This window comes from Kitasatospora sp. NPDC005748, assembly GCF_040630735.1.
GTDB lineage: Bacteria > Actinomycetota > Actinomycetes > Streptomycetales > Streptomycetaceae > Kitasatospora.
Map to the genome: position 1 here is coordinate 65,282 of NZ_JBEXYD010000002.1, position 25,636 is coordinate 90,917.

The 25,636-nt window shown below is 75.3% G+C and carries 18 protein-coding genes and 4 tRNA genes; 18 read left to right on the forward strand and 4 right to left on the reverse strand.

Features of this window, described 5'->3' with window-relative positions:
- The first annotated feature begins 27 nt into the window (after positions 1 to 27).
- From ABZ495_RS01710 to ABZ495_RS01740, 7 genes are all read left to right on the forward strand, one after another.
- Positions 28 to 115 (forward strand) — tRNA-Ser (locus ABZ495_RS01710).
- A 184-nt stretch (positions 116 to 299) separates the two neighbouring features.
- Entirely contained in the window at positions 300 to 1,412 is a 1,113-nt protein-coding gene (locus ABZ495_RS01715) for a peptidoglycan-binding protein (RefSeq protein ID WP_359833938.1), read from the forward strand.
- A 114-nt stretch (positions 1,413 to 1,526) separates the two neighbouring features.
- Entirely contained in the window at positions 1,527 to 2,357 is an 831-nt protein-coding gene (locus ABZ495_RS01720; RefSeq protein WP_359833939.1) for a MerR family transcriptional regulator, read from the forward strand.
- Between the two features lie 97 nt (positions 2,358 to 2,454).
- A complete protein-coding gene (locus ABZ495_RS01725) occupies positions 2,455 to 3,747 on the forward strand; it encodes an MFS transporter (RefSeq protein ID WP_359833940.1) in 1,293 nt (430 codons plus the stop codon).
- A gap of 225 nt (positions 3,748 to 3,972) precedes the next feature.
- Positions 3,973 to 5,337: an FAD-linked oxidase C-terminal domain-containing protein gene (locus ABZ495_RS01730; protein ID WP_359833941.1), complete on the forward strand. Its 1,365-nt coding sequence runs from the start codon at positions 3,973 to 3,975 to the stop codon at positions 5,335 to 5,337.
- Positions 5,338 to 5,786: 449 nt separating this feature from the next.
- Entirely contained in the window at positions 5,787 to 6,116 is a 330-nt protein-coding gene (locus ABZ495_RS01735) for a hypothetical protein (RefSeq protein WP_359833943.1), read from the forward strand.
- Positions 6,117 to 6,568: 452 nt separating this feature from the next.
- The gene (locus ABZ495_RS01740) at positions 6,569 to 7,327 is read left to right on the forward strand and encodes a pyridoxal 5'-phosphate synthase (RefSeq protein ID WP_359833945.1); all 759 of its coding nucleotides are present in this window, start codon (positions 6,569 to 6,571) and stop codon (positions 7,325 to 7,327) included.
- Positions 7,328 to 7,383: 56 nt separating this feature from the next.
- On the opposite strand, the gene ABZ495_RS01745 is transcribed toward ABZ495_RS01740, so the two are convergent.
- The gene (locus ABZ495_RS01745) at positions 7,384 to 8,451 is read right to left on the reverse strand and encodes an EamA family transporter (RefSeq protein ID WP_359833946.1); all 1,068 of its coding nucleotides are present in this window, start codon (positions 8,449 to 8,451) and stop codon (positions 7,384 to 7,386) included.
- 152 nt (positions 8,452 to 8,603) lie between these two features.
- Between ABZ495_RS01745 and ABZ495_RS01750 the strand changes: the two genes are divergently transcribed.
- Both ABZ495_RS01750 and ABZ495_RS01755 read left to right on the forward strand, forming a co-directional pair.
- Positions 8,604 to 9,482 (forward strand): DUF1906 domain-containing protein, encoded by an 879-nt coding sequence (locus ABZ495_RS01750; protein ID WP_359833947.1) that lies wholly within the window; start codon positions 8,604 to 8,606, stop codon positions 9,480 to 9,482.
- A gap of 62 nt (positions 9,483 to 9,544) precedes the next feature.
- Positions 9,545 to 10,816, forward strand: a complete 1,272-nt coding sequence (locus ABZ495_RS01755; RefSeq protein WP_359833948.1) for a hypothetical protein — start codon at positions 9,545 to 9,547, stop codon at positions 10,814 to 10,816.
- Positions 10,817 to 10,915: 99 nt separating this feature from the next.
- On the opposite strand, the gene ABZ495_RS01760 is transcribed toward ABZ495_RS01755, so the two are convergent.
- On the reverse strand, positions 10,916 to 11,113 hold the full coding sequence (locus tag ABZ495_RS01760) for a hypothetical protein (RefSeq protein ID WP_329488661.1): 198 nt from the start codon (positions 11,111 to 11,113) through the stop codon (positions 10,916 to 10,918).
- A gap of 102 nt (positions 11,114 to 11,215) precedes the next feature.
- On the opposite strand from ABZ495_RS01760, the gene ABZ495_RS01765 reads away from it, so the two are divergent.
- The gene (locus ABZ495_RS01765; RefSeq protein WP_359804068.1) at positions 11,216 to 11,605 is read left to right on the forward strand and encodes a DUF4259 domain-containing protein; all 390 of its coding nucleotides are present in this window, start codon (positions 11,216 to 11,218) and stop codon (positions 11,603 to 11,605) included.
- Positions 11,606 to 11,833: 228 nt separating this feature from the next.
- Positions 11,834 to 13,495: a long-chain fatty acid--CoA ligase gene (locus tag ABZ495_RS01770; protein WP_359804069.1), complete on the forward strand. Its 1,662-nt coding sequence runs from the start codon at positions 11,834 to 11,836 to the stop codon at positions 13,493 to 13,495.
- Positions 13,496 to 13,560: 65 nt separating this feature from the next.
- On the opposite strand, the gene ABZ495_RS01775 is transcribed toward ABZ495_RS01770, so the two are convergent.
- Positions 13,561 to 17,199 carry a PAS domain-containing protein gene (locus tag ABZ495_RS01775; RefSeq protein ID WP_359833949.1) on the reverse strand — a complete coding sequence of 1,213 codons (3,639 nt, stop codon included), beginning with the start codon at positions 17,197 to 17,199 and terminating at the stop codon, positions 13,561 to 13,563.
- A gap of 176 nt (positions 17,200 to 17,375) precedes the next feature.
- On the opposite strand from ABZ495_RS01775, the gene ABZ495_RS01780 reads away from it, so the two are divergent.
- The 6 genes from ABZ495_RS01780 (at position 17,376) to ABZ495_RS01805 (ending at position 24,237) form a co-directional block, all read left to right on the forward strand.
- Positions 17,376 to 17,469 (forward strand) — tRNA-Ser (locus ABZ495_RS01780).
- 217 nt (positions 17,470 to 17,686) lie between these two features.
- Positions 17,687 to 17,762, forward strand: a tRNA-Arg gene (locus tag ABZ495_RS01785).
- A gap of 33 nt (positions 17,763 to 17,795) precedes the next feature.
- Positions 17,796 to 17,871 (forward strand) — tRNA-Arg (locus ABZ495_RS01790).
- A gap of 621 nt (positions 17,872 to 18,492) precedes the next feature.
- Positions 18,493 to 21,729 (forward strand): Ig-like domain-containing protein, encoded by a 3,237-nt coding sequence (locus tag ABZ495_RS01795; RefSeq protein WP_359833950.1) that lies wholly within the window; start codon positions 18,493 to 18,495, stop codon positions 21,727 to 21,729.
- Positions 21,730 to 21,913: 184 nt separating this feature from the next.
- The gene (locus ABZ495_RS01800) at positions 21,914 to 23,170 is read left to right on the forward strand and encodes an SPFH domain-containing protein (protein ID WP_359833951.1); all 1,257 of its coding nucleotides are present in this window, start codon (positions 21,914 to 21,916) and stop codon (positions 23,168 to 23,170) included.
- On the forward strand, positions 23,167 to 24,237 hold the full coding sequence (locus ABZ495_RS01805) for a C40 family peptidase (protein ID WP_359833952.1): 1,071 nt from the start codon (positions 23,167 to 23,169) through the stop codon (positions 24,235 to 24,237). Before ABZ495_RS01800 ends, ABZ495_RS01805 begins: the two co-directional genes overlap by 4 nt.
- 64 nt (positions 24,238 to 24,301) lie before the next feature.
- On the opposite strand, the gene ABZ495_RS01810 is transcribed toward ABZ495_RS01805, so the two are convergent.
- Positions 24,302 to 25,267, reverse strand: coding sequence for an aldo/keto reductase (locus ABZ495_RS01810; RefSeq protein ID WP_359833953.1), 966 nt, complete (start codon positions 25,265 to 25,267; stop codon positions 24,302 to 24,304).
- Positions 25,268 to 25,435: 168 nt separating this feature from the next.
- Here ABZ495_RS01810 and ABZ495_RS01815 point away from each other — a divergent pair, with 168 nt between their 5' ends.
- Complete coding sequence (locus ABZ495_RS01815; RefSeq protein ID WP_329488653.1) at positions 25,436 to 25,636, forward strand: hypothetical protein; 201 nt, start codon at positions 25,436 to 25,438, stop codon at positions 25,634 to 25,636.

Genomic DNA, 25,636 nt, shown 5'->3' on the forward strand with positions numbered 1-25,636 from the left:
CCGGACCCGTTAGGCTGACCTCCGCCTGGAGAGCTGCCCGAGCGGCCTAAGGGAACAGTCTTGAAAACTGTCGTGCGGTGACCCCGCACCGTGGGTTCGAATCCCACGCTCTCCGCTGGTTGGAGAACCACCTGCTCAGGGCGGGTGCCGACGTCGAGTCGGCACCCGCCTTCTGCGTTTCCGGGGGTGGAATTCACCTGAACGGGGGGTTTGGGGTGGGGGTGTGCTCGTGAGGGGGTGAGGGGTTCGTGTGTCGGGCGTAAGGGGCGGACTGCCCTGGGCCCGGCGAGGAGAGACTGATGGCCTGGTACCCCGGCGCTGAGAAGCTGGAGCTTCAGCCCGAGTCGGACGACCAGCCGGCGATCGTGCCGACGCAGGTGATCTTCCACAGCATCGCGGCGCCGTGGGCGCCGCGCCGAATCTACGAGTACTGGCGGGACTCGACCAATCTGGAGTCGCACTTCGGGGTCGGATACGACGGCAGTGTGGGTCAGTTCATCGGGACGGAGACCCGGGCGGACGCCAACATGAGGGCCAACCGCAGGGCGGACGGCACGGGGGCGGTGAGCGTCGAGTCGGCCAGCAACGACCAGAACACCGATCCGTGGACGGACGCGCAGGTCGCCGCCCTCGTCGCGCTCGGAGTCTGGCTGCACGGGCGGCACGGGATCCCAGTGCGGGCCTGCCGGAGCGCGAAGGACCCGGGCTTCGGCTTCCACCGGCTCTTCCCGGAGTGGTCGGACGGCGGTACGTCGTGCCCCGGGGACGCCCGGGTGCGGCAGTTCTACGACGTCGTGCTGCCCGGGATCGCCGCCGCCGCGGGCGGCGGTCCGTTGCCGCCGCCGCCCCGGTCCGACACCGCGCCGGTCCGCCGGCGGGTGACGATCAACGGCCTGGAGTACGGCTACGGCGCGCACGGGCCGCAGGTCCGCGAGGTGGGCGAGGCGCTGGTGGCGGCCGGGCACGGTGCGCACTACACGACCGGTCCGGACGAGGACTGGCGGGACGCAGACACCCTCAACTACCAGGACTACCAGCGCAGTCTGGGGTACTCGGGCAGTGACGCGGACGGCGTCCCGGGCGAGCAGTCGCTGCGCCGGCTGCTCGGCCGGCTGCCCTCGCCGCGCCGCGTCTCGCTGGCCCACGTCGTCGCGGCGGCCCGGACCGACCCGGGCGCCGAGCAGGGCCACCAGACCTACGGCGGCGAGGTCCGGATCGTCGAACAGGCGCTGGTCGACGAAGGGTTCCTGGAGCAGCGCTGGGTGGACGGCTCGCTGGGCAGCACGACGGTGCAGGCGTACGCGGCCTTCCAGCGCAGCCTCGGCTACGCGGGCTCGGACGCCAACGGCATCCCCGGTCAGCGGAGTCTGCGGGAGCTGGGGCAGCGGCGGGGGTTCGACGTGACGGACTGACGGGCGGACGGACTGTCGCGCGGACGGCCGGACGGCCGGGCCGGGGTGCCCGACCCGGCCGTGGGCGCCGGTGCTTGACCATGACACGGTGTGAGGCTCTGCACTGGAGGCATCATGTTCAACATCGGAGACTTCGCCAAGCACGGCCGGGTGTCGGTCCGGATGCTGCGCCACTACGACGCGATCGGGTTGCTGCACCCGGCCCGGGTCGACCCGGTCAGCGGCTACCGCTCCTACGAGGCCGCCCAGCTCGCCCGGCTCAACCGCGTCATCGCCCTCAAGGACCTCGGCTTCACCCTGCAGCAGGTGCGGGCTGTCCTGGACGAGCGGGTGGACGCGGCCGAGCTGCGCGGGATGCTGCGTCTGCGGCAGGCCGAACTGGCCGCCGCGATGGCGGCGGACGCCCAGCGGCTGGCCCGGGTCGAGGCGAGGCTCCGGACGATCGAGAGCGAGGGAACCATGCCTGCACAGGACGTCGTGGTGAAGCGGGTGCCGTCGGTCCGGGTGGCGGAGCTGAGCGCCGTCGCGGCCGGCTACGAGCCGGAGGACATCGGACCGGTGATCGGGCCGCTGTTCCAGGAGCTCTGCCGACGGCTGGCGGAGGCCGGGGTGGCGGAGGCCGGGCCGTCCGTGGCCCGCTACGAGGACATCCCGGAGGGGGACGGCGCGGTGCTGATCCGGGTGGCGGTGCCGGTCGGGGCGACGGTCTCAGGCGCTGCGGAGCACGGCTTCGAGGTGGTCGACCTGCCGGAGATCCCGGAGGCGGCGACCATCGTGCACCGGGGGTCGATGGACGACGCGCTGGGCGCCTTCCAGACGCTGGCCCGGTTCATCGACGAGAACGGCTACCGCTCCACGGGCTACGCGAGGGAGCTGTACCTGGAGTGTCCGGACGCGCCGGCGGACTGGGTGACGGAGTTCCAGGAGCCGGTGGTCCGCCTGTAGCCAGGCGAGGAGGGGAGGGGAGGGGAGGGGAGCGGGCGCGGCGGGGCCGTCGGCGGCCTTGCCCTCGACCTGGTCGAGGCCCCTACGGTCGGCGGCCATGGCCACCGACACCGGCACCACGCCCGCCGACCCACCCGCGACGGACACCGGCACCACGCCCGCCGACCCACCCGCCCGGGCCGCGCTCCCGGGCCCGTACCTGCTCTGGCTGGCCGGCACCCAGGCCGGTCTGCTCGGCGACGCCGCGCTGTACCTCGCCCTGGGCTGGGCGGCCTCCGCGCACGGCGGGGGCGCGGCAGGCCTGGTGCTGACCGCGATCACGCTGCCCCGCACCGTCCTGGTCCTGCTGGGCGGCGCGGTGGCGGACCGGTTCGGTGCCCGCCGGGTGATGCTCGCCGGGGACGCGGTGATGCTGGTCGCCGCCCTGGCCCTCGCGGCCGCCGCGGCTGTCTGGGGCACGCCGCTCCGGCTGCTGCTCCTGGCGGCTGCCGTGATCGGCACCGTCGACGCGTTCTACCTCCCGGCGAGCGGATCGATGCCCTGCCGTCTGGTGGGCGCGGCGCAGCTGCCGCGGGCCCTCGCGCTGCGGCAGGCCGGCGGGCAGACCGCCGCCCTGCTGGGCGCACCGCTCGGCGGTGTCCTGGTCGCGGCGGGCGGCCTGCCGGGGGCGGCCCTGGGGGACGCGGCGAGTTTCGGGGTGCTCCTCCTGGTGCTACTGAGGATCCGGCCGGTGGAGCCGGCGGCGGCGCGGCCGACCGACCGGGAGGCGGCGGGGTGCGGACCGTCCGCGCCGGGGCTGCTGCGCGAGGCGGCGGCCGGGGTCCGGCTGGCCCTGGCGGATCCGCTGCTGCGCGCCGCGCTGCTGCTCACCGGTGCCGCGGCCGGGGCGCTGCTGCCGGTGGTCCCGCTCCTCGCGCCGCTGCTCGCCCGGGCCCACGGCTGGGGCGCCTGGTCGGCCGGGCTGTCGGCCGGTGGACAGGGGGCCGGGGTGCTCGCGGTGGCGGGGCTGGTCTCCTGGCGGGGCGGCCTGCGCAGGGCAGGAGCCGGGGCGGCGGCCGGGCTCTGCGTGGCCTCGGTGGGGACCGCGGTGCTGGCCTGGGCGTCCGCACCGGCCACGGCGGTGGCGGGCAGCGTGCTGGCCGGGGCGGGGTCGGGGCTGTTCGCCTGCCACCTCGGACCGCTGGTGCTCCGCGGTGCCCCGGTCGGCCATCTCGCCCGGGTCCAGGCTCTGTTGACGCTGGTCCAGAGTGCGGCGCTGGTGCTGTCCACCGGACTGCTCGGTCTCCTCGCCGAGGTGGCCGGCGCCAGGTGGCCGACGACGCTCTGCGCGCTCGCCGCCGGCGGGGCGGGGCTGGCGGCCTGGGCGTCCCCCGCACTGCGCCGGGTCTGAGCCGCGGCCCGCGCCGTCGCTTCGTGGACCGAGGGCCGAGAACCGGACAGGGGTGGGCCGGAGCGGCGTACTTGCCGGTCGTGCGGTGGCGGGGCAGAGTGCGGGCAGAGGCGATGGGCGGCGTACGGCTCGATCTCCTACGACTCGGCGGCGTGCGGCGCGACCGCGTACGACCGGCGGCGTGAGGCCGGGGCGGCGTGTGCCGGGCGGCGATCGGAGGCGGCGATGAGTGATCTGACGGACCGACTGGCGACGGGGCTCCCGGGTGGGGCCCTGGTGGTGGACCCGGACGTGATGGCCGCCTACAGCCACGACATGGCGGGCTTCTGCGCGGCCGGCAACCCCGCTGTGGTGGTCTTCCCGGAGACGGTCGAGCAGGTGCAGCACGTCCTGCGGACCGCCACCGAGCTGCGCGTACCGGTGGTGCCGCAGGGCGCCCGGACCGGGCTCTCCGGCGCGGCCAACGCGGTGGACGGCTGCATCGTGCTGTCGATGGTGAAGATGAACCGCATCCTGGAGGTCGATCCGGTGAACCGGATCGCGGTGGTGGAGCCGGGCGTGGTGAACGCGGAACTTTCCAGGGCGGCCGGAGAGGTGGGGCTGGCCTACCCGCCGGACCCGTCCAGCTGGGAGTCCTGCACCATCGGGGGCAACATCGGTACCGGCGCGGGCGGGCTCTGCTGCGTCAAGTACGGCGTGACCAGTGAGTACGTGCTGGGCCTCGACGTGGTGCTGGCGGACGGGCGGCTGCTGTCCACCGGTCGTCGGACGGCCAAGGGGGTGGCGGGCTACGACCTGACCAGGCTGCTGGTCGGTTCGGAGGGCACGCTGGGCGTGGTGGTGGGCGCCGTGGTGGCGTTGCGGCCCGCTCCGGCACCGCAGTTGGCGCTGGCCGCGGAGTTCCCGAGCGCGGACACGGCGGGCGCGGCGGTCTGCGAGGTGATGGCGCGCGGCCTCACGCCGTCGTTGATGGAGCTGATGGACATGGTCTCCGTGCGGGCGGTCAACGAGCTGGGGCAGATGGGGCTGCCGGAGTCGACCCAGGCCCTGCTGCTGGTGGCCTTCGACGGGCCGGACCCGGCGGCCGAGCTCGCGGTGGTGGGCGCGATCTGCCGGGCGGCGGGCGCGACCGAGGTGGTGCCGGCCGAGGACCAGGCGGAGTCCGAACTGCTGCTGCAGGCACGCCGGCTGGCCCTGCCCGCGATGGACCGGCTGGGGACCACGATGATCGACGACGTGGCGGTGCCGCGCTCGCGGCTGGCCGAGATGCTGAACGGCGTCGCCGCGATCGCCGAGCGGCACGCGCTGACCATCGGGGTGGTCAGCCACGCGGGCGACGGCAACACCCATCCGATCGTCATCTTCGACGCGGACGATCCGGAGGAGTCGGCCCGGGCGCAGCGTTCCTTCGACGAGATCATGGCGCTGGGGCTGGAGTTGGGCGGCACGATCACCGGGGAGCACGGGGTCGGGCTGCTGAAGCGGGAGTGGCTGGCACGCGAGCTGGGGCCGGTGGCGCTGGAACTGCAGCAGCAGCTGAAGGCGGTCTTCGATCCGCTGGGCATTCTCAACCCCGGCAAGGCGGTCTGATAATCAGCCCTGAGCGTCTTTCCAGGGCCTTCGGCCGCCGCATTCCCATGAGCTAAGTAGGATGGTGGGATAGTCGCAGGATGGCTGGATATATCGACAAGGTCGAATGGCCCTCCGCAAAGGGGGCGCGTTCGCCTATGTCGTGCGCCAGGGTGGTGCGCCTGGTTCTTCGTGTGCTCCCTGCGCGCCGCTCCCAAACGTCGCGCCAGGCGCCACCGTTCGGGCGAAATGCCAGGTGAGTGCCGGTGTGTCGGCGCACTGTCCGCTGGAGCGCTCGTTATTCACTGTCGCCCTGGATATCACGCTAACGGGCGAAAACGGGGGCGCTAGGTGGTGCTTTGTCGATTTGTTGCGGAAGTCTGTCTCTCGGCGTCGCAGCCCGCAGGGGTTCGTCTGGCCGACGAACTCCCGCACACAATGCACGATTTACAGCTTTCTTGGAGGCTCTCATGGTTCGCACTCGCCACCGCCGGCTGGCCGGTCTGCTGGTCGCGGCCCCGCTTGCGGCCGGTCTGCTGCTGGCGGGCGCCGGCGCCGCCGCCGCCGACAACGGCGCGCTGGCCAACGACGGTTCCAACAGTGGGGTGGTGTCCAACGTCGGCACGGGCAACGTCTTCGGCTCCGTCGACGGCAACTACGTGTCCACCCAGCAGACGGCCACCGGGTCCGGTGCCTCGAACCAGGCCAACACCCTCGCGGTGAAGGACAACTCGGGCACCATCCTGGCCGGTCAGTCCAACAAGAACGTCAACATCGTCTTTGCACCGGTCTTCAACTGACGGGAACGGGTGCCACCGCCGGCGGGGGCGCCGGAGGTGGGTGACCGCGAGTGGGTCGAGCGCTCGCGGTGGGGCTCGAAGTGAGACAACTCGATGCAGGGAACCGGGTAGCGGAAAGGGTCACCGCAAGCCGGCCTCGTGGGCGGTGCCGTCGATCGGCACCGCCCACGAGTGCGTTCACGCACCCAGCCCGGAAGGCGCGGCCCCGGAGCGCCGTGCCCCGGAGCGCCGTGCCCCGGAGCGCCGGACGGAGCGCGGCCGCCACCCATGCGCGCCGGAAGCCGCCTGCGGCCGGCTCGCGCCGGTCCCTACGCCCGCTCCCGACGAGGGCGCGCACCGAGCGGTCACCCGTCGGCGGTACGGTTGCGCTCCGACAGCGCACCGCGCGCCCGGGGCCCCGACGGCCCCGCCGGCGAGGGGCTGCGTCCGCGGCAACCGGAAGGAAGGGCGCGATGGCAGCGGAGGAGGAGGGCCTGAGCGGCCCGGGCGAGGCCAGGCCTGCCCCGGGATCGGAATCGAGGCCCGAGCCGAGGCCCGCGCCCAGGTCCGTACCCGAGCTGTTGCTCGGCCGCCCGCCGATGGCCCGCCCGCTGCCGTCCTTCGACGCCGAGTCGGCACCGGCCGAGCCCGGCCTGCTCTTCGCCGAGTGGCTGGCGACCGCGCTCGCGGCCGGTGTGCTGGACCCGCAGGTGGCCACGCTCTCCACGGTGGACGCCGACGGTCTGCCGGACGCCCGGGTGCTGGTGCTGCGCGATGTCGACGCCTCCGGCACCGGCTGGGTCTTCTCGGCCGCCGCGGACAGCCCCAAGGGCCGCCAGCTCGCCGATCACCCGGCCGCCGCGCTCACCCTCTACTGGCCGCCGCTGGGCCGTCAGGTCCGGGTCCGCGGCACGGTCGAGCGGGCCGCCGACCAGGTCGCGGCCGCCGAGTTCGCCACCCGCTCCCCGGCCGCCCGGGTCGGTGCGCTGGTCGGCCGGCAGAGTGAGCCGCTGGCCTCGCTGGCCGAGTACGACGAGGCGGAGGCGGTCGCCCGCCGCCGGCTGGAGACGACTCCGGACACCGTCGCGGCCGGGCACGCCGTCTACACGCTCTGGGCGCACGAGGTGGAGTACTGGCAGGGCGACGCCAACCGCCGCCACGTCCGGCTGCGCTACACCCGGACGGGCCCGGTCCGCACCCCGGAGTGGTCGCGGACCCTGCTCTGGCCGTAACGGACGCCCGACGGGGCCCCTCCGTGCAGGAGGCTGCCCCGTCACTCCGCCCCCCGTCATCGCCGCCCGGTGAGCGTGGCCCCCACGCTGGCGGCCACCACGCAGCCGATACCGGCCAGCTGCACCGCGCCGAGCAGCTGGCCCAGCACCACCAGGCCGACCAGCGCGCTGACCGCCGGCTCCAGGCTGACCAGGACGCTGAACACCCGCTGCGGCATCCGTCGCAGCGCGGTCATCTCCAGCGCGTACGGGATCACCGGCAGCAGCAGCGAGACCCCGGCCACCGCGAGCAGCAGGGTCAGCGGCGAGGCACCGGGCGCGGTCAGCCCGTTCCAGGCCTGGCCGAGTCCGAACGGCGCCAGGGTCAGGGCGCCGACCGTCATCGACACCGCCAGCCCCTGGAACCCCTGGAACGCGGCGCCGACCTTGTCCGTGAACAGGATGTACGCCGCGTAGCAGGCGGCCGCGCCGAAGGCGTAGGCCAGGCCGACCGGGTCGAGCGACGATCCGCCGCCGCCCTCGCCGAGCAGCGTCAGCAGGGCCACTCCGCCGGCCGCGAGCAGCGCCCAGACCAGATGGCTGGTCCGGCGGGCGAAGATCAGCGCGACCGCGAGCGGGCCGAGGAACTCGATCGTCGCGGCGGTGCCCATCGGCAGCCGGTCGATCGCTCCGGCGAAGAGGAGCGTCATCCCGGCGGACGCCACCCCGAGCAGACCGGCGGCGGCGAGGTCGCGCGGCCGCCGGCCCCGCAGCCTGGGGCGGGTGACGGCGAGCAGGATCACCGCCGCGAACCCGAGCCGCAGGAAGGTCGTGCCGCTCACCCCGAGCGGGTCGAAGAGCGGCTTGGACAGCGCGATGCCGAGCTGCACCAGGAACATCGCGGCCAGACACAGGAACGGCGCCGGGATTCGCTCCGGGCGCCGCACGAGCTTCGAGTACCGCCGGCCGGACGGCTCGGCGGGTCGCCTGCCCGGTGACAGCCCTTGGCCCGGGGCCCCGCCTCGTCGCCAACCACCGCGCTCGCCGGCGGGCTCGCCCTTGGGGGCGGGCGGCATGGCAAGGGCCTCGGCGACGGCGGCGGCCGGCGTCGGGGAGGTGGTTTGGCCGGTGTGGGACGTGGGCATAGTCGCGAGTTTGCCGTAAGGAGTGACTTGGGGGCAAGCTCGTTACCAAAATGCGGACGGATGCGGACGGGTGCGTCCGAAAGGGTGAGCTTCGCGAGAGCGTGCGGCGCGGTTGCCGTATTCGCCCGATGGCCCGTCAGTATCAAGGCGGGGTGCGCTATCTCCGCCCCGCGGCCCTGGCCGCCGCCTCCCTCGTGCTCCTGCTCGCGATCGACGGGGCAGGCGTGAGCGCCGGGGCGACCGCTCCGGTGGCCGCCGCGGCACCCCGCATCCGGGCCACCGTCCTGCCCGACCGGTCCGGCCCGCCCGCCCAGCGGGTCCGCGACCTCTACAGCGGCGCGGCCTTCGACGCCTGCACCGCACCCCCGCTCGACACCCTCCGGGCCTGGCGCGGCACCTCGCCCTACGGCGCGGTCGGCATCTACACCAGCGGGTCCCAGCGCGGCTGCGCGCAGCCGGGGCTCACCGCCGACTGGGTCCGCCAGGCGCGGGCGATGGGCTGGCGATTCCTCCCCGTCCACGTCGGGCTGCAGGCGCCGTGCAGCGAACTCAAGGGCAAGCCGCAGCGGATCGACCCGGCCCGCGCGGCCCAGCAGGGGCGGGCCGAAGCGGCCGAGGCGGTCCGCGGCCTCACGGCCGTCGGACTCGGCAAGGGCAGCCCGGTGTTCCTGGACATCGAGTCGTACCCGATGCAGGACCCGGCCTGTGGCCAGGCCGTCGTCGACTTCGCGCTCGGCTGGACCCAGGGGCTGCACGCGGTCGGCTACCGGTCCGGCTTCTACTCCAGCCTCGACTCCGGCGTCGCCGACCTCGCCGCGGCCGCCCGCGCGGGCAGCTCCCCGCTGCCCGACACGCTCTGGTACGCCCGCTGGGACGACCACGCGGACACCGCCGACAGTGGCGCCCTCACCTCCGACCTCTGGGCCGACCGCCAGCGCGTCCACCAGTACCGGGGCAACGTGACGGAGACGTACGGCGGCGCCACGCTCACCGTCGACCGCAACCAGGTGGACGCGCCGCTGGCGGGCTGACGGGCCGGGCACCCGGGCCGGATAGGGTGTCCCGTCGATCGGCCGCACGGAGGGGGACGGGCATGTCGGAGGGTCAGGGGCACTACGCCGGAGCGGGTGGGCAGGGCGCGATCCCACCGCCCGGGCCGTACCCGCAGAGCGGCCCGAACCCGTACGCCCAGCCGCAGCCGCAGCCGCAGCCGCAGCCGTACCCGCAGCCGCAGCCGTACCCGCAGCCGTACAGCCCGGCCGCCGGCCCGTACGGGCACCCCCAGTCGTACCCCCAGCCCCAGCCCCAGCCGTACGCCGGGCCGAACCCGTACGCCCAGCCGCTCCCACCGCAACCAGCGCCCGCCGGGCTCGCCGCACCCGCCGCCGCGTCCTTCGACGGCGGCTTCCCCGGCCCCCGGCCGCGCCGCAGCCGGATCGCCGTGCTGCTGCAGTTCACCCTCCAGTGGATCTACGCACCGGTCTGGATCGCCGCCCTGGTCGCCCTGTTCGCGATCCTGCTCTGGACCGGTGCCAGCGGCCCGTCCGGCCCCGAGTCCGACTCCTGGCTGAAGGTCAACCGCACCTTCGTCCCGCCGCGCCGCCTCAAGGCCGAGCTCACCGGCCGCCCGGAGGACTGGGAGCGGTACGTCGGCCCGATCCTGGAGCGCCGGATCCGGCTCGCCGAGGCGGGGTACGCCGCCGGTGACGGCGACGTCGAGGCCGACTTCGGCCGCACCGTCGGGGTCAAGCTGGCGGTCCGCCTCTACCGGGGGCTGGGCGCGGCCGGGGTGGTCCGGCTCGCGGAGCGCTACGGCTGGCAGGGCGTGCCCGCCGGCGGCGACCTGGCGCGTGTCCGGCTGAGCCGCCGGTACCCCGCCCCGCCCCGGGTGTCCGCACCCGGCCCGCAGGATCCGCCGGCCGCCCCGGGCACGCCGTGGGGCGCCCGGCCGGGCCGGTCCGCGTTCCTGCTGCCGTTCATGCTCGTGCTGCAGATCGCCTACGTCCCCGTCTGCGGGGTGCTCAGCCTGCTGGCCTTCTGGGTGAAGCACCCCGAGCCCGACTACTGGGACCGCTGGGGCGCCCGCTGGGCGGTCGGGCCGCGCGCCTTCCGGGCGGAGTTCACGGGCAGCGCCGCCGCCTGGGACCGCCACGTCCGCCGCATCGTCGCGCGCGAGGTCCGCCCGGGCAACGGCAAGGGCGCCGAGGCGCCCCGGCGGATCCGGGTCAACCTCGCGACCTATCGCGGCGCGGGCGCCCAGCACGTCCTGCGGGTCGCCGCCGAGCAGGGGTACGTCCTGGACCCGGCCTACCTGCCGGACCCCGGGGTCTGCGTCCGCCTGTACCGCCCCGACCGGCAGGTCTGACCGGTCGCTGCCCTCGCCCCCCCCGCGCGGGTACGGCTCACCCGCCGGCCCCGCCCGGCCACCCGGTGCGGTTCCGCGGCTCGGGCCGGCGGGCGCGCCTCAGTCCCGGAGGCCGAGGGAGAGCCAGCCGCGCCCGTCGCAGTCCCGGCAGGTCTCCGGGATGTGCCCGGTACCCGAGCGGTCGGCCCGGACGCCCAGCCGCGCCCGTGTCCGCACCCCGTCGGAACAGCACGGGCACGGCACGCGGAACCCGGCCGGCTCGGGCTGTACCCGGCGATCGTCATGACTGTCGCTCATGCCGCCCAGTATCGCGTGCCGCTGTCGGTGCGACCGGCCGCGGCAGTGTCAGTGCGGCCCGCTACAACAGGGCTGACCGATCGACCCGATCACGGAGGACTCATGGGCACCTGGGGCAGCGGCAACTTCGACAGCGACGCGGCCGCCGATCACCTCGGCGAGTTCACGGCCCGGCTGATCGGCGAGGTCGAGCAGGCGATGGCCGGTGACCGGGTCGAGCTGGAGGCGGACGAGTACTGGGGCACGGCCGTCCCGTGCAACCTCGAACTGCTCCACCTGATCGCCTCCCGCCACTACGTCGGCGCCGGTCTGCCCGCCGCGGCCACGATCGAGGGCTGGAAGGCGGACTTCATGGCGGTCTGGGAGCAGAGCATCGACGGGCTGGAGCCCGCCCCCGGGCACAAGGAGGAGCGGCGGGCCGTCCTGCTGCGGACCTTCGACGACCTGGCGGCCCTGGCCCGCGAGCGCGAGCGGGACGGACTGGCCCCGTAGCGTCACGGGCGGCGGGCACGGCCCGAGGACCCCGCCCACGGCCGACGCGGCCCGAGGACGCCGCCCCCGGCCGACGCGGCGAATCCGTGACCCGTGCAACGGTGCCGGAATGCTGACAGCGGGCAGGTGGAGAGGCACAATCGGGCTCGACTGCCGCTATTACCGCCCAGTAGCCGTCCGGTGACCGTCGCAGTCGCCGCCGCAGTGCCGCCCGGTCAAGGAGGACCCGTGTTCAGCACGATGCAGGACGTCCCGCTCACCGTCGCCAGGATCCTGGAGCACGGGTCGACCATCCACGGGCGGTCGACCGTCACGACCTGGGACGGCACCGGCCCGGTCGTCCGGACGTACGCGGAGGTCGGCGCGCGCGCCGCGCGGCTCGCCCACGCGCTGCGGGACGAGCTCGGGGTGACCGGGGACGACCGGGTGGCCACGCTGATGTGGAACAACGCCGAGCACCTGGAGGCGTACCTCGCGGCGCCGTCCATGGGAGCGGTGCTGCACACGCTCAACCTGCGGCTCCCGCCGGGCCAGCTGTCGTTCATCGTCAACCACGCCGCCGACCGCGTGATCATCGTCAACGGCACCGTGCTCCCGCTGTTGGCGGCCGTCCTGCCGGAACTCGCCCCCACCCTCAAGCACATCGTGGTCAGCGGCCCCGGGGACCGGTCCGTGCTGGCCGGTTTCACCGGCGCCGTGCACGACTACGAGGACCTGATCGCCGGACGGCCCACCACGTTCCCGTGGCGGACCGACATCGACGAGCGCCAGGCCGCCGTGCTCTGCTACACCTCCGGCACCACCGGTGACCCGAAGGGCGTGCTCTACAGCCACCGCTCGGTCTACCTGCACGCCCTCCAGGTCAACACCGGCGACAACTTCGCCTTCACCCCGCGCGACATCGCGCTGCCGGTCGTCCCGATGTTCCACGTCAACGCCTGGGGCATCCCGCACGGCGCCTTCATGTCCGGTGCCGGCATGCTGATGCCGGACCGCTTCCTCCAGCCGAAGCCGCTGGCCGAGATGATCGCCCGGGTGCGGCCCACGGTGAGCGCCGCGGTGCCGACGATCTGGAGCGGTCTGCTCGACGAGCTGGACGCGGGCGACTACGACACCTCCAGCCTGCGCATGGTGGTCATCGGCGGCTCCGCCTGCCCGCCCGCCCTGATGAAGGCCTTCGACGAGCGGCACGGCATCCGGGTCGTGCACGCCTGGGGGATGACCGAGACCTCGCCGCTCGGCGCCTTCGCCCAGGCCCCCGGCGGCCTCACCCCCGAGGAGGAGTGGCCGTACCGGGTCACCCAGGGCGTCTTCCCGGCCTCCGTCGAGGCCCGGCTGACCGGTCCGGGCGGCGAGCGGATGCCGCACGACGGCGTCTCGGCGGGCGAGTTGGAGGTGCGCGGGCCGTGGATCGCCGGCGCGTACTACGGCGGCGCCGGCCACGACCCGGAGCGCCCCGACGACAAGTTCTCCGAGGACGGCTGGCTGCGCACCGGCGATGTGGGCACCATCACCCCGGACGGCTACCTGACCCTGACCGACCGCGCCAAGGACGTCATCAAGTCCGGCGGCGAGTGGATCTCCTCGGTGGACCTGGAGAACCACCTGATGGCCCACCCGGAGGTGGCCGAAGCCGCCGTGGTCGCCGTCCCGGACGAGAAGTGGGGTGAGCGCCCGCTGGCCACCGTGGTGCTGCGGCCGGGCGCCACGGCCGGACTGCGGGAGCTGCGCGCGTTCCTGGCCGAGCGGATCGCCTCCTGGCAGCTGCCGGAGCGCTGGGCGATCGTCGACGCGGTGCCGAAGACCTCGGTCGGCAAGTTCGACAAGAAGGTCATCCGGGCCGGCTACGCGGCCGACGAGCTGGACGTCACGGTGCTCGGCAAGGAGTAGCGGACAGCGGCGGGAACAGCCGGGTCCGGGGGCCGGCCACCACGGGTGGCCGGCCCCCGGTCGTGTCAGCCGGCGGCCGCGACGCCCGCCTCGCCCATCGCGCCGATCCGCCCGAGCAGGTCGACGATCCGGGACTGGACGTCGGCGCTGGTGGAGCGCTCGGCGAGGAACAGCACCGTCTCGCCGGTGCGCAGCCGGGGCAGTTCCCGCGGGTCGAGGTCGACCGAGGTGTAGACGACCAGCGGGGTGCGGTGCAGCCGGTCGTTGGTGCGCAGCCAGTCCAGCAGGCCGACCCGGCGGCGGCGGATCTGGAAGAGGTCCATCACCACCAGGTTCGGCTGCACGCTGCTGGCGCGGGCGACGGCGTCGGTCTCGTCCACCGCGTGCTCGACGTGCATGCCGCGCCGCTCCAGGCTGCTGATCATGGCGGCGGCGATGTCCGGATCGCCCTCGACCAGCAGCACCCGGGGGGCGTGGTTCTCGCCGTCGCGGGGGGCGAGGGCGCGCAGCAGCACGGCGGGGTCGGCGCCGTACGCGGCGTCCCGGGTGGCCTGGCCGAGGCCCGCGGTGACCAGGACCGGGACCCTGCTGTTGAGGGCGGCGGTGCGCAGCGACTGCAGGGCGGTCCGGGTGATCGGGCCGGTCAGCGGGTCGACGAAGAGCGCGGCGGGGAAACCGGCGATCTGGGCGTCCACCTCTTCGCGGGAGCGGACGATCACCGGCCGGTAGCCGCGGTCCTGCAGGGCCTGCCGGGTGGCCGGGTCCGGCTCGGGCCAGACCAGCAGCCGGCGCGGGCCGCCGTCCCCGGCCGGGACGGGGCGTGCGGGGTGCTCGACGGGGTCGTCGTGACCGGCGGCGGGCAGTTCGGCCATCGGACGCGGCGCCGTCCTGGCCTCGGGCGCGGCGGGCAGCTGCGGTGCGGCGGCCGGGGCGGCCTGGAAGGCCTCGGCCGGTCCGGCCGGAACGCCCGTACCGGAGCCGCCCGGAGCACCGGGGGCGCCGAGCGGGCGCGGCGGAGCGAGCTCGGCCAGGCCGGTGCCGACCGGCTGCGGGCCGTCCGGGCCGGTCGTGGCCGGTCCGTCCGAGCCGGCGGCGGGCAGCGCGGGCCGGGCGAGCTCCAGGGCGCCGGGAGCGCCCTCGGCCGATCCGTGCGCCGACGGCGGCTGCGCGGCGGCCTCCCGGGCCTCGGTGTCGGGGCCGGGCGGAACGGCCAGCCGGCGGCGCCGGCCGGTGGGCGGGGCGGCGGGCGGCTGGGGCGGGGCCGGCGCGGGACCGGCGGGCAGCGCGTGCTCCAGGCCGGGGTAGACCGGGGCGGACTCGGGCATGCCGGGCAGCGCGAACCCGCCGGACGAGTCCTCGTTGGCCGGCAGCGCGCGGCGCCGCCGGGGCGGCTTCGGATCCTCCGCGCCGTCGCCCTCCGCGCCTGGCCGGCCGAAGGCCTCGGCACCGGCCGGAACGCCCGCGGCCGGGCCGACCGGTACGCCGGTCGCCGGGGTGCCGCCGGCCGGCGTACCGGCGGCGGGGGTGTCGGCCGGAGCCGGTGGGGCGGGGTCGGCGGGTGCGGTGCCGGGCCCGAGCGCGAACGGGCCGCGCGGCGCCGCCGGAGCGGCCGCGGCGGGCTCCTCCGGGAGGCCGTCGACCGGCACCGCGTACGCCGTGCCGGACCGGCCGTCGTCCTTGCCCCACGGGTCGCTCGGCTGGGCGGTGGTGGCGCCCACGCCCTGGCGCCCGTACGCGGGGTCGTTGCCGGTGCCGTTCCACTGCTCGGGGACGGCCCGCTCGACCCGTGCCGGGGCGTTCGGCCAACGGTCGGCGGCGGCCGCCGCGTCGGCCTCGGGCACGGCCTCGGGTTCGGCCGCCGGCCGGCCCCGGCGCCCGCGCCGCTCGGCCACCGGCGGCTGCGCCGGCTCCTCGTTCACGGCCTGCTCCGGTCCGGGCGCCGGGTCGGACGCCCCGGCGGGTGCCGGGCCGTCGGCCGGTGCCTTCTCGGTGTCGTCCTCGGGGCGCCGGGCCGCGGGCAGCTGCGGGATGCCCGGCAGGTCGGGCAGCACCGCGCTGTCGCTCTCCTTGGGCCGGTCCGACCGGCCCTCGGCCGAGGCGCGTTCGGCGGCGGCCTTCGCCGCGACCGGGTCCAGCGGCAGCTCGACGACGTACGTGGTGCCGGCCTTGCCGGGCAGCTCGTGCGGCTGGAGCACGCCGCCGTGGCGCTCGACCACCGTGCGGGCTATCGGCAGGTGGACGGGGCTGCCGCCGCGTCCGGGGCCGCGGATCTCCACCCGGGCGACGTCGCCGCGCTGGGCGGCCGCGAGCACCACCATCGGGGCGTCGCCCTCGGCCGGGGCCGGCGCGGCCGTCCCGGCGGGGTTCAGCCCGGGGGAGCCGACGGCGGGCGGGGCGTCGAGCGAGAGCGCCACCCCGCTGACGTCGGCGACCAGGTGGGCCAGCGCCTGGGCGAGCCGCTCCCGGTCGGCGATCACCTCGACGGCGGCGGCGTGCACGGAGAACCGCACCCGACCCGCGCCGACCAGCTCGCCCGCGTGCTCGACGGCCTTGCGGATCACCTTGTCCAGGCCGACCGGCACCCGGTCGGCGGCGGGCCTCGCGCCGTCCTTGTCGTCGGCCGGGCCGCCGGCCGCGTTCTCGGCCTCGGAACGCTGGTGGGCCAGGACGCCGTCGATCAGCTTGCCGAACCGCCGGCACTCGTCGGCCAGCCGTCGCAGCGTCCAGTTGGCCTCCGGCCAGAGCTGGCCGGCCGGGTCGGCGGCGAGCGCGTCGATCCGCCGGTGCAGCGCGGTCAGGGCGCCGCCCAGCTCGCTCTCCAGGACGGCGGTGAGGTGTTCGTTGCGGGCGACGAGGGCCAGCTCGCGGCTGCGGTCGGTGAAGGTCATCACCGCGCCGACGAGCTGGTCGCCGTCGCGCACCGGGGCGGTGGTGAGGTCGACGGTGACCGGACGGCCGTCCTTGCGCCAGAGCACGGTGCCGCGCACCCGGTGCTTGCGCCCGGAGGTCAGGGTGTCCAGCAGCGCGGACTCCTCCAGCGCCAGCGGGGTGCCGTCGGCCCGGGAGTGCTGGATCAGCGGGTGCAGCTCACGCCCGCCCAGCTCGCTCGCCCGGTACTCCAGGATGTGCGCGGCGGCCGGGTTGACCAGCACGCAGCGGCCTTCGAGGTCCACGCCCAGCACGCCCTCGGCGGCGGCCCGCAGGATCATCTCGGTCTGCTTGTGTTGACGGCGCAGCTCCGCCTCGACGCCGAGCCGGCTGGAGAGGTCGCGGACCAGCAGCAGGAGCAGGTCGCTGCCGGAGGGCCGGGAGCCCTCGTGGTACGGGTCGTAGGGGACGAGCGGGGAGAGCGCGTAGCCCCGCCCCTCGCTCGCGCCGTCGTCGGCGAAGTCGTTGCCCGAGACCTCGACCGGGAACGTGCTGCCGTCGGTACGGCGGGCGGTCATCCGGACCGGGCGGTCGAGGGCGTCGTCCTCGCGCGGTTTCGGCCGCATCGAGCCGGGGATCCGGCTCGGGTCGAACTCCGGCAGCAGGTCCAGTACGCCCATGCCGACCAGTGAGGTGCCGGGTGTCTGGAGCGCCTGGACCGCTGCGCTGTTGGCATCGACGACCGTGCCGTTGCTGTTCACCAGCAACAACGCGTCGGGCAGGGCGTCGAGTATGGCGGCGAGGCGAGCAGCGCCTCGGATCGGCCTGCTGCTCACGTCGACAGGTCTCCTCGGCTCAGGGCAGCTCCTCCGGAGAAGGCAGTATCTCATTCTTCTTTGCGGCGGGGACGACCCGCCTAGTAACGTTGGCGGTGGTTGGTGCCGGGCCCTCGGGTTGTGGCATCATCACTGGCACACGGAGCGAGTCCGCCACGCGGGCGCGATCCATGTGGGGAGGCTTCGCCTAGTCCGGTCTATGGCGCCGCACTGCTAATGCGGTTTGGGTCTTAAAGCCCATCGAGGGTTCAAATCCCTCAGCCTCCGCCAGCCGGGAGCCCCGTCGACGATCACGTCGGCGGGGCTTCTCGCATGTCCGGGGCCCGGTCGGGGCCGGGCCGGACGCCGAGCGCGCCCGGTCGCGGAGGGCCGGGGGATCGGGCCGCCGCCCGGTCGTTCCGGGGCCCGGATCAATCGATTTCGCCCCGCGTCGCAGGTCATGTAATGTTGTCCCCGCAACGCCCCGCTGGCACGTTCACCAGGGCGAGCGCTCATAGCTCAACGGATAGAGCACTTGACTACGGATCAAGAGGTTGCAGGTTCGAATCCTGCTGAGCGCACCAAACCTTCGCAAGACCGGGTTCCGCCCGGCACTTGCGCTCATAGCTCAACGGATAGAGCACTTGACTACGGATCAAGAGGTTGCAGGTTCGAATCCTGCTGAGCGCACCAGCGAGAAGCCCCCGGCCACCGGCCGGGGGCTTCTCCGTTTTCCGGGCGCGTGTCGGCCGTCGGTCCCCGCGCGGCCCGGGCGCTCGGCCCGGCTCCGAATCGCCCGGCCGTCCGCCGCGGCCGGACTGCGGGCTCCGGGCTCCGGGTTCCGGTTTCCGGGTTCCGGGCGGCCGGGCCGAGGGCGCCACGGCCGGGCTCGGACGGCTGCCGGTGGAGCCCCCCGGCGAAGCCGGCCCCGTGGTCGAACGGTCGCGAAGTCGCTGGCGGCGTGGATAGGTGCGGGCGCCGGCTCCGCCGAGCGCACCGATCGTTCGCGCTGATCGTTCGCGCTGATCGTTCGCACCGGTGATGCGCAACGGGAGCGCTCGACGCACGGTCAGGTACCGGTCCGCGGCGCCCGATCGGAATCCCCCGGATTCCCCGCGATTCGCCGCTAATGGATGAAATCCACTCCCTTCGGGTACATCCTTTCCTGTCGGTCGGATGACCGCCGAACGGGTGGGACCCGGCCGATAGCGCAGGTGTCGCAGTATGACCGGCCCAGGATCGTGATTCCGTTTTGTCAGATCTTGTGCCCAGACTGCCCGGCCACCCCGGCAGCCGATACCGAAGGAGAGCCGGATGAGCCGACAGTCCCCCCGCGATGCCGCCCTGTCCGCCCCGGCCCCGGCCCGGCCCGCGTACCGGACGGGAGGAATGCGGCGGCCGCGTCTGGTGGCGGCCGGTGCCTCGGCGGCTCTGGCGGCCGCGCTGCTGATCGGCTGGAACCCGCCCACCTCCGCCGCCCAGCAGTCCCCCGACACCTGGTCGGGGGACCGGGGTGCCGTCCTTCCCTCCGGCCTCACCGTCCACATCGATTTCTCCGCCGCCCCGGGATTCGACGTCGCGGCCGAGCCGGGGGAATTGGCCGAGCGGTTCGGCGGCGGTCGGGCGGCCGCCCTCTATGCGGACGGACTGCGGCCCGGAGATCCCGCGCAGACCTTCCGGATCACCGACAACCGTCCGCAGACGGACGGTTCCTGGCGCACGGTCGGAACACTCGGCATCGCCTTTTCCCGGCCGGTCCGCAATCCCCGCCTGCACGTCAGTGGACTCTCCGCCGTCGCCACCGGAAAGGGCGGGGCCACCGGCACCGTCTCGCGTCTGTCGCTCACCGGTGGCTCACCAGGCGCACCCGCCCTGGTCAACCGGACCGACTGGCCGGGCTGGACGGTCGACGGCAACAGCCTGGCCCCCGCCGGCGCGGGCGGCGCCGCCGACGCCGGATCCGCCGCCGAGGGCAGCCTGGAGCTGGCCGGGACCTTCCGCACCGCCGTCTTCCGGGTCGAGCAGCGCTCCACCGCCCGGGCCGGCTCCACCGCCGCGCCCGCGCCGGCGCCGCTCCTCCAGGCCTACACCGTCACCCTGGACGAGGGCGTCGGCACCGCCCCGCAGGGCTACGACAACGCCTCCCACCTGCTCTCCGACCTCTTCCTCGGAGCGGACGCCGGCGGCGCCGCCCGGCTCGGCCGGCGGGCCGCCACCACCGGCACGACCCCGCTGGTGCCGCCCGCCACCCCGGCCGGGGGCACGGACGCGGCCGGCGAGCCGCTGGTCCAGCTCGACCACGGCGCCGGCCGGCGCAGCGTCTTCTCCAGCCCGGCACCGCCCCGGCTCCAGCCCGGGCGCGGCGAGTACCAGGGCGGCGACCCGGCCGTCGGCTATCCGGCCGAGGCCGCGATCGGCCGGTACTACCGGGTCACCGTCCCGGTCGCGGTGGGTGGCGCCCCCGCCACCCTGGCCGGCTGGGTCGACTTCGACCGCAATGGCCGGTTCGACCCCGCCGAGCGGGTGCAGACCGAGGTCCCGGCCACGGCGGACAGCGCGACCCTGGAGTGGACCGTCCCCGCGAACGCGTCGTCGGGGGAGACCTGGGCCCGGCTGCGGATCGGCCGCGACGCGGCCCAGTTGGTGTCGGCCGGCGGCTTCGCCGACTCAGGCCAGGTCTCGGACCAGCGGATCAGGTTGACGGTCGGCGCCGCCCGGCCGGAGATCGCCACCCCGATCGACGGCACCGTCGTCGCGGACGCCCGCCCGCAGGTGCGCGGTGAGGGGGCGGTGGCCGGAGCGACGGTCGAGGTGCGCGACGGGGAGGCGGTGGTCTGCAAGACCCGGGTCGAGAAGGGCGGTGACTGGTCCTGCCGGCCGAGCGGGCCGCTGACCGCGGGCGCGCACACCCTCACCCCGGTCGAGACCACCAGTGGCGGGCTGGTGCTGCGCGGCGATCCGGTCCGGGTCACCGTGAAGACCGCTCCGCCCACGGCTCCCGTGCTCACCCTCCCCGAATACACCAACGACCCCGGCCTCCAGCTGACCGGCACGGGGGAGCCGGGCAGCACCGTCTCGGTCACCGACCGGCCGCCCGGGGCACGAGGCGCCGCCGGCGGCGGTGCGGGCGGCGAGCTGTGCAGCACGGCGGTGCGGTCCGACGGCGGGTGGTCCTGCCTGCCGGTGGAGAACCTGCCGGACGGGCGCCACCAGCTGACGCCGAACGCCGTCGACGCCGCCGGGAACCGGACGCCGGGCCAGGTCTTCACGCTGTTCGTCGACACCGTGCCGCCGGACCGGCCGGTGCTGACCACGCCGACGGCGGGCGAGACGGTCCGGGTGGCGCGCCCGAAGCTGGGCGGCCGGGCCGAGCCTGGGGCCCGGGTGATCGTCACCGCCCGGGCCGGCAGCTCGGCCTCGGCGGAGCGGATCGTGGCCTGCGGTGCCACCGCCGCCGTCGACGGCAGCTGGACCTGCGCGGCCAACCGTGACCTGACGGACGGCGAGCAGTGGCTGGTCGTCACGGCGACCGACCTGGCGGGCAACGGGACGGCGGCGGACGCGGTCACCGTCCGGGTCGCGGCGGCCGTCCCGCCCGCGCCGGGGACGCCGTCCCCTTCGGTGGCCTCGCCGTCGCCCTCGGCACCGGCGTCCACCCCTGCGGCGGCGTCGACCGCCCCGGCGGTTCCGGTGCCCGGCGCGCCGTCACCGTCCGCGCCGTCACCGTCCGCTCCCTCACCATCCGCTCCCTCGCCGTCCGTTCCCTTGGCGTCGGGGCCGGCGGTCGCGGTGCCGTCGCCGGTGGTGCCGTCCTCCGCGCCCGCCGTGGTGGCGCCGTCCGCGTCCGCGGCGGCTCCGGCTCCGGCGGCGGCTCCCACACCGCCCGGGCCCGCCGTCTCGCCGTCGGCCGACCGGCCTGCGGCGACGGCCCCCGCCGTGCCCGTGCCGACGGTCTCGCCGTCGGTGCCCGCCCCGCCGAGCCCGTCCGTCCCCGCTGCCCCGACCGCCTCCGCCACCGAGGCCGTCCCGGAGCCCGTCCTGCCCGGGTTGCTGCCGATCGTCGTCCCGCCCGCCGCCGGGACGGTGCCCCCGGCCAGTGCGAGTGCGAGCCCGAGCGCCGGACCGGCCCCGAGCCCGAGTGCCGGGGCGTCCGCCTCCGGTGCGACCGGCACGGCCATCCCGGCAGCCCCGGCGCCGCCGACCTCACCGGCCGCTTCGGCAACTCCAGCCACGCCGGCCGCCCCGTCGACCGCCCCCACCGCGGCCGTCCCCACAGCCGCCGCCACCGCCACCCCGACCGCCGGGGTCGCGCCGGCGGTGCACGCCGGGCAGGTCTCGCCCGAGACCTCCCGGGCTCTGGCCGCACCCCCGGCCGAGCAGTCCGCGGAGCCCTCCCCGGAGAGCGGGGCGACGCAGGCGCAACCCGCGTCCGACCACTCCCGGTCGGAGGGCTGGCGCGCTGGGCTCGCAGGTCTCCTGCTGCTGCTCACCGGGGTCGGCCTGATCACCCGCCGGGTCTTCGCCCGAGGCCCCGGCGCCCGACGACGCTGAACCGCTCCGACCATCCGCTCATGTGCCTGCGCGTCAGATCGGCTACGGATGATTCGTCAGTAAATGTCGACACGCTCTATCGCAAATGTCGCATTTGATGACGTATGAACTTAGCCTGACTCTGGCACTGCCCGTCAGATCCGGGCCGCCCGTTGCGCGACACACCGAACCCGAGGATCCGTGCATGGACGTCACCCGCGATTCTTCGCCGCGACCCGACAATCTGCCCAAGGCGTTGCCGCCGACCCTGCGGGAACGTTCCGCCTCCGGCTCCAGCCCGATGGCGAGGGCGCCCAAGACGGGCAAACCCGTCGACAACGGGCCGGCGACCACACCGCTGGCGGTCGTCCCCGGTCCGGCGGTCACGCCGGTCGACCTGCGCGACCCGCTGGAGACGGCGGTCCTGGAGGCGGTGGAGCTGCCGGAGGCCACCCCGCCCGGCGCAGTCACCGCGACCACCTCCCGCCGGCCCCCGCGCGCCGACCAGGCGCTGCGCGAGCACGGAGCCGCGGTGCTGCCCGGCTGGATCGCGCTGCTGGCGCTGCTGGCGGGGGTGACCGCCGTCGTGCTGGTCCTGCTGAACGACGGCGTCATCCCGTCCTGGGAGGCGCTGCCCGATCTGCGCGGTGCCGCCGCCCGGGCCAGCGGCGGGGCGGAGGTGACGGTGCGGTCCGGCATCGCGGTCAGCGCGGCCGGTCTGCTGATCGTCCTCGCGCTGGCCGGGCTGCTGGCCAACGCGGGCGGTGAGACCCGGGTGCTCAGCCGCTGGGGCCGCTACCGCGGCACCGTCCGGCGCACCGGTCTGGTCTGGGTCAACCCGCTGCTGCGCCGGCGCCGGGTGGACGTGCGGCTGCGGCACTGGCGCAGCGAGCCGGTCAAGGTGGTCGACCGGACCGGTACGCCGATCGTCGTGCGGCTGCTGATCGTCTGGCGGGTCAAGGACACCGCCCGGGCGCTGCTGGCGATCGAGGACCACGAGCACTACCTGCGCGAGCAGGTGCAGGCGGTGCTGACCCGGACGGCGTCCATGCTGCCGTGCGACAGCAACGCGGCCCCCGGCCCGGCGCTGCGCGACGGCCAGTGGTTCGCCGACGAGCTGACCAGGGCGCTGGCCGCCGAGGTCGCCCCGGCCGGGCTGGAGGTCTACTCGGCGCAGCCGCTCGCGCTGGACTACGCGCCCGAGGTCGCCGAGTCGATGCGCCGGCGCCGGCTGGCCGACCTGGACGCGGGCCTGCGCACGGTGCTGGTGGACGACGCGGTCGAGGCGGCGGCGCTCGCCGTCCGCCGGCTGGAGCGCGCGACCGCGCACGAGCTGGACGAGGCCGCCCGCAGCGCTCTGATGGAGCAGTTGCTGGTCGCCTTCGTCGCCCCGGCCGGAGTGGCCGCTTCGGTACCGTCCCCGGCCGCCCGGGCCGGGCGGAAGGAAGGACGACCGGCATGAGGATAGCCATCGGCACGGAGAGCGGTTTCGAGACCGACGTCGAGGCCGAGTTCGAAGCCGACTTCGAAGCCGAGTTCGAGGCGGAGTTCGCCGGTGCCGGCGCCGCGCTGATCGGTTTCGAGGAGACGCTCGGCAGCATCCCCGCCGTGGCGGGCTGCGGCTGCCCGAACTGCGCGGCCCGGCCGCGCACCGCCCGCCCGGCGGCCGGGACGTCCGGTGGCGCGCGAATACACCGCGCCGTGCGGACCACTTGCCTGGCCACCACCGTGCTGGCGGGAGCCGGCGTGGTCGGTCTGACGGCCGGTGCCGGGTCCGCGCACGCCGCGCCCGGCAAGCAGGGCTGGGACGGCTCGAAGTACTGGTTCAAGGCCGCGAACGGCACCTGGCGCTGGACCGGCCACTACGACGTCTACGCCGCCCGTACCGGCGCGTCCGGCGCGTCCGGCGCGTCCGGGGGATCCGGGGGATCCGGCAAGGCGGCCGTCTCCAACGGCGCCGCGTCCACGCCGGCGCCCACCTCGTCGAGCGGGTCGTCCTCGGGTCCGCGGCAGGGCTGGGACGGCTCGAAGTACTGGTTCAAGAACGGCAGCGGCGAGTGGCGGTACACCAGCCACTACGACATCTACCTCAGCCGCACCAGCGGGACCGGCGGCGGGTCGGACCCGGCGCCCGACCGGCCGGCCGCCGGGAGCGGGCCGTCCTCCCGCAGCACGCAGTCGGCGATCGACTACGCACTCGCCCAGCTCGGCAAGCCCTACGTCTGGGGCGGTGACGGCCCGTCGGGCTTCGACTGCTCGGGGCTGGTCCAGCAGGCCTTTCGGCGCAGCGGCATCAGCCTGCCGCGGGTGGCGGACGACCAGTACGCGGCCACCACCCCGATCACCGCCGGACAGCTGCACCGCGGTGACCTGCTGTTCTGGTCGGACAGCGGCCGGGCCTCCGGGATCCACCACGTGGGGATCTACCTCGGCGGCGGGAAGTTCGTCGAGGCGCCCCGGCCGGGGAGGACGGTGCGGGTCTCCACCCTCAGCAGCGGCTTCTACCCGACCCATTTCGGGCGCCCGTAACGGCGCGTCCGGCGCGGCGGCCCCCGAGCGGATCGATTCCGCCGGGGGCCGCCGCGCGCCGGGGTCAGGCGGAGGCGGCGTCCAGCAGGGCGAGCTGCTCCGCAGTGAGGCGCAGCGAGGCGGCGGCGAGCAGCGGCGGCAGCTGCTCGACCCGGCGGGCGCTGGCGATCGGCGCGGCGACCGTCGGGCGGGTGGTCAGCCAGGCCAGGGCCACCGTGGCGATCTCCGCCTCGTGCTCGGCGGCGACGGTGTCCAGCGCCTCCAGCACCTTGGGGCCGCGTGGGTCGGCCAGGTAGCGGGAGGCGCCCTCGGAGCGGGCGCTGGCCACCTCGCCGCCGCCGAGCCGGTACTTGCCGGTCAGGAAGCCGGAGGCGAGGGCGTAGTAGGGCACCGTGGCCAGGCCGTGCGCGGCGACCACGTCGGCGAGCGGGCCCTCGAAGGTGGCGCGGGAGACCAGGTTGTAGTGCGGCTGGACGGCGACGTACGCGGCCAGGCCCTCGCGCTCGGAGAAGGCCAGCGCCTCGGCGAGCCGCTCGGCGCCGATGTTGGAGGCGGCGATCTCGCGGACCTTGCCCTCCTTCACCAGCTCGTCCAGGGCGGTGATGAACTCCTCCACCGGGGTGTCGTCGTCCTGGTGGGTGTAGTAGAGGTCGATGTGCTCGATGCCGAGCCGGCGCAGTGAGCCCTCGACCGAGGACTTGATGGTGGCCGCGCCCAGGCCGCGCGCCTCGGGGTGGAGGCCGACCTTGGTGGCGATCACCAGGTCGTCGCGGTTGCCGCGGCTGCGCAGCCAGTCGCCGATGATGCTCTCGGACTCGCCGCCGGTGTTGCCGGGCACCCAGGAGGAGTAGGTGTCGGCGGTGTCGACGAAGTTGCCGCCGGCGGCGGTGTAGGCGTCCAGGACGGCGAACGACTGCTGTTCGTCGGCCGTCCAGCCGAAGACGTTGCCACCCAGGGAGAGGGGGTGGACGGCGAGGTCGGAGGTGCCGAGCCGGACCCGGCCGGGGGCGTCACTGTGGATTCCGGTCATGACCCGAGTCAACCGGATCGCCCGGACCGGCATTCCGTGGTCGCGGCAGAGTTCACGTACCTGTCGTACTCGCCCCGCCCCGCCCCGCCCGGGCCGGCGGGCGGGGCGGGGCGCCGGAGGAGGGTCCGGGGTGTCGGCGGGGTCGGCGGATTCGTTAGAGTCCGTGCCATGGCTGACAACGACTACGACCCCGCCGGCAACACCCAGATGTTCCGGGCGTTCGTCGACGAGACCCCGGCACCCCAGGCTCCGGGCTCCGTCTCCACCTATGGCAGCAGCAGCGGCGGCAACCGGACCGGTCTGATCGCCGTGATCGCCGTCGTCGCGCTGGTCGTGGTGGGCGCCGTCATCTGGCTGGCTGTCAAGTAA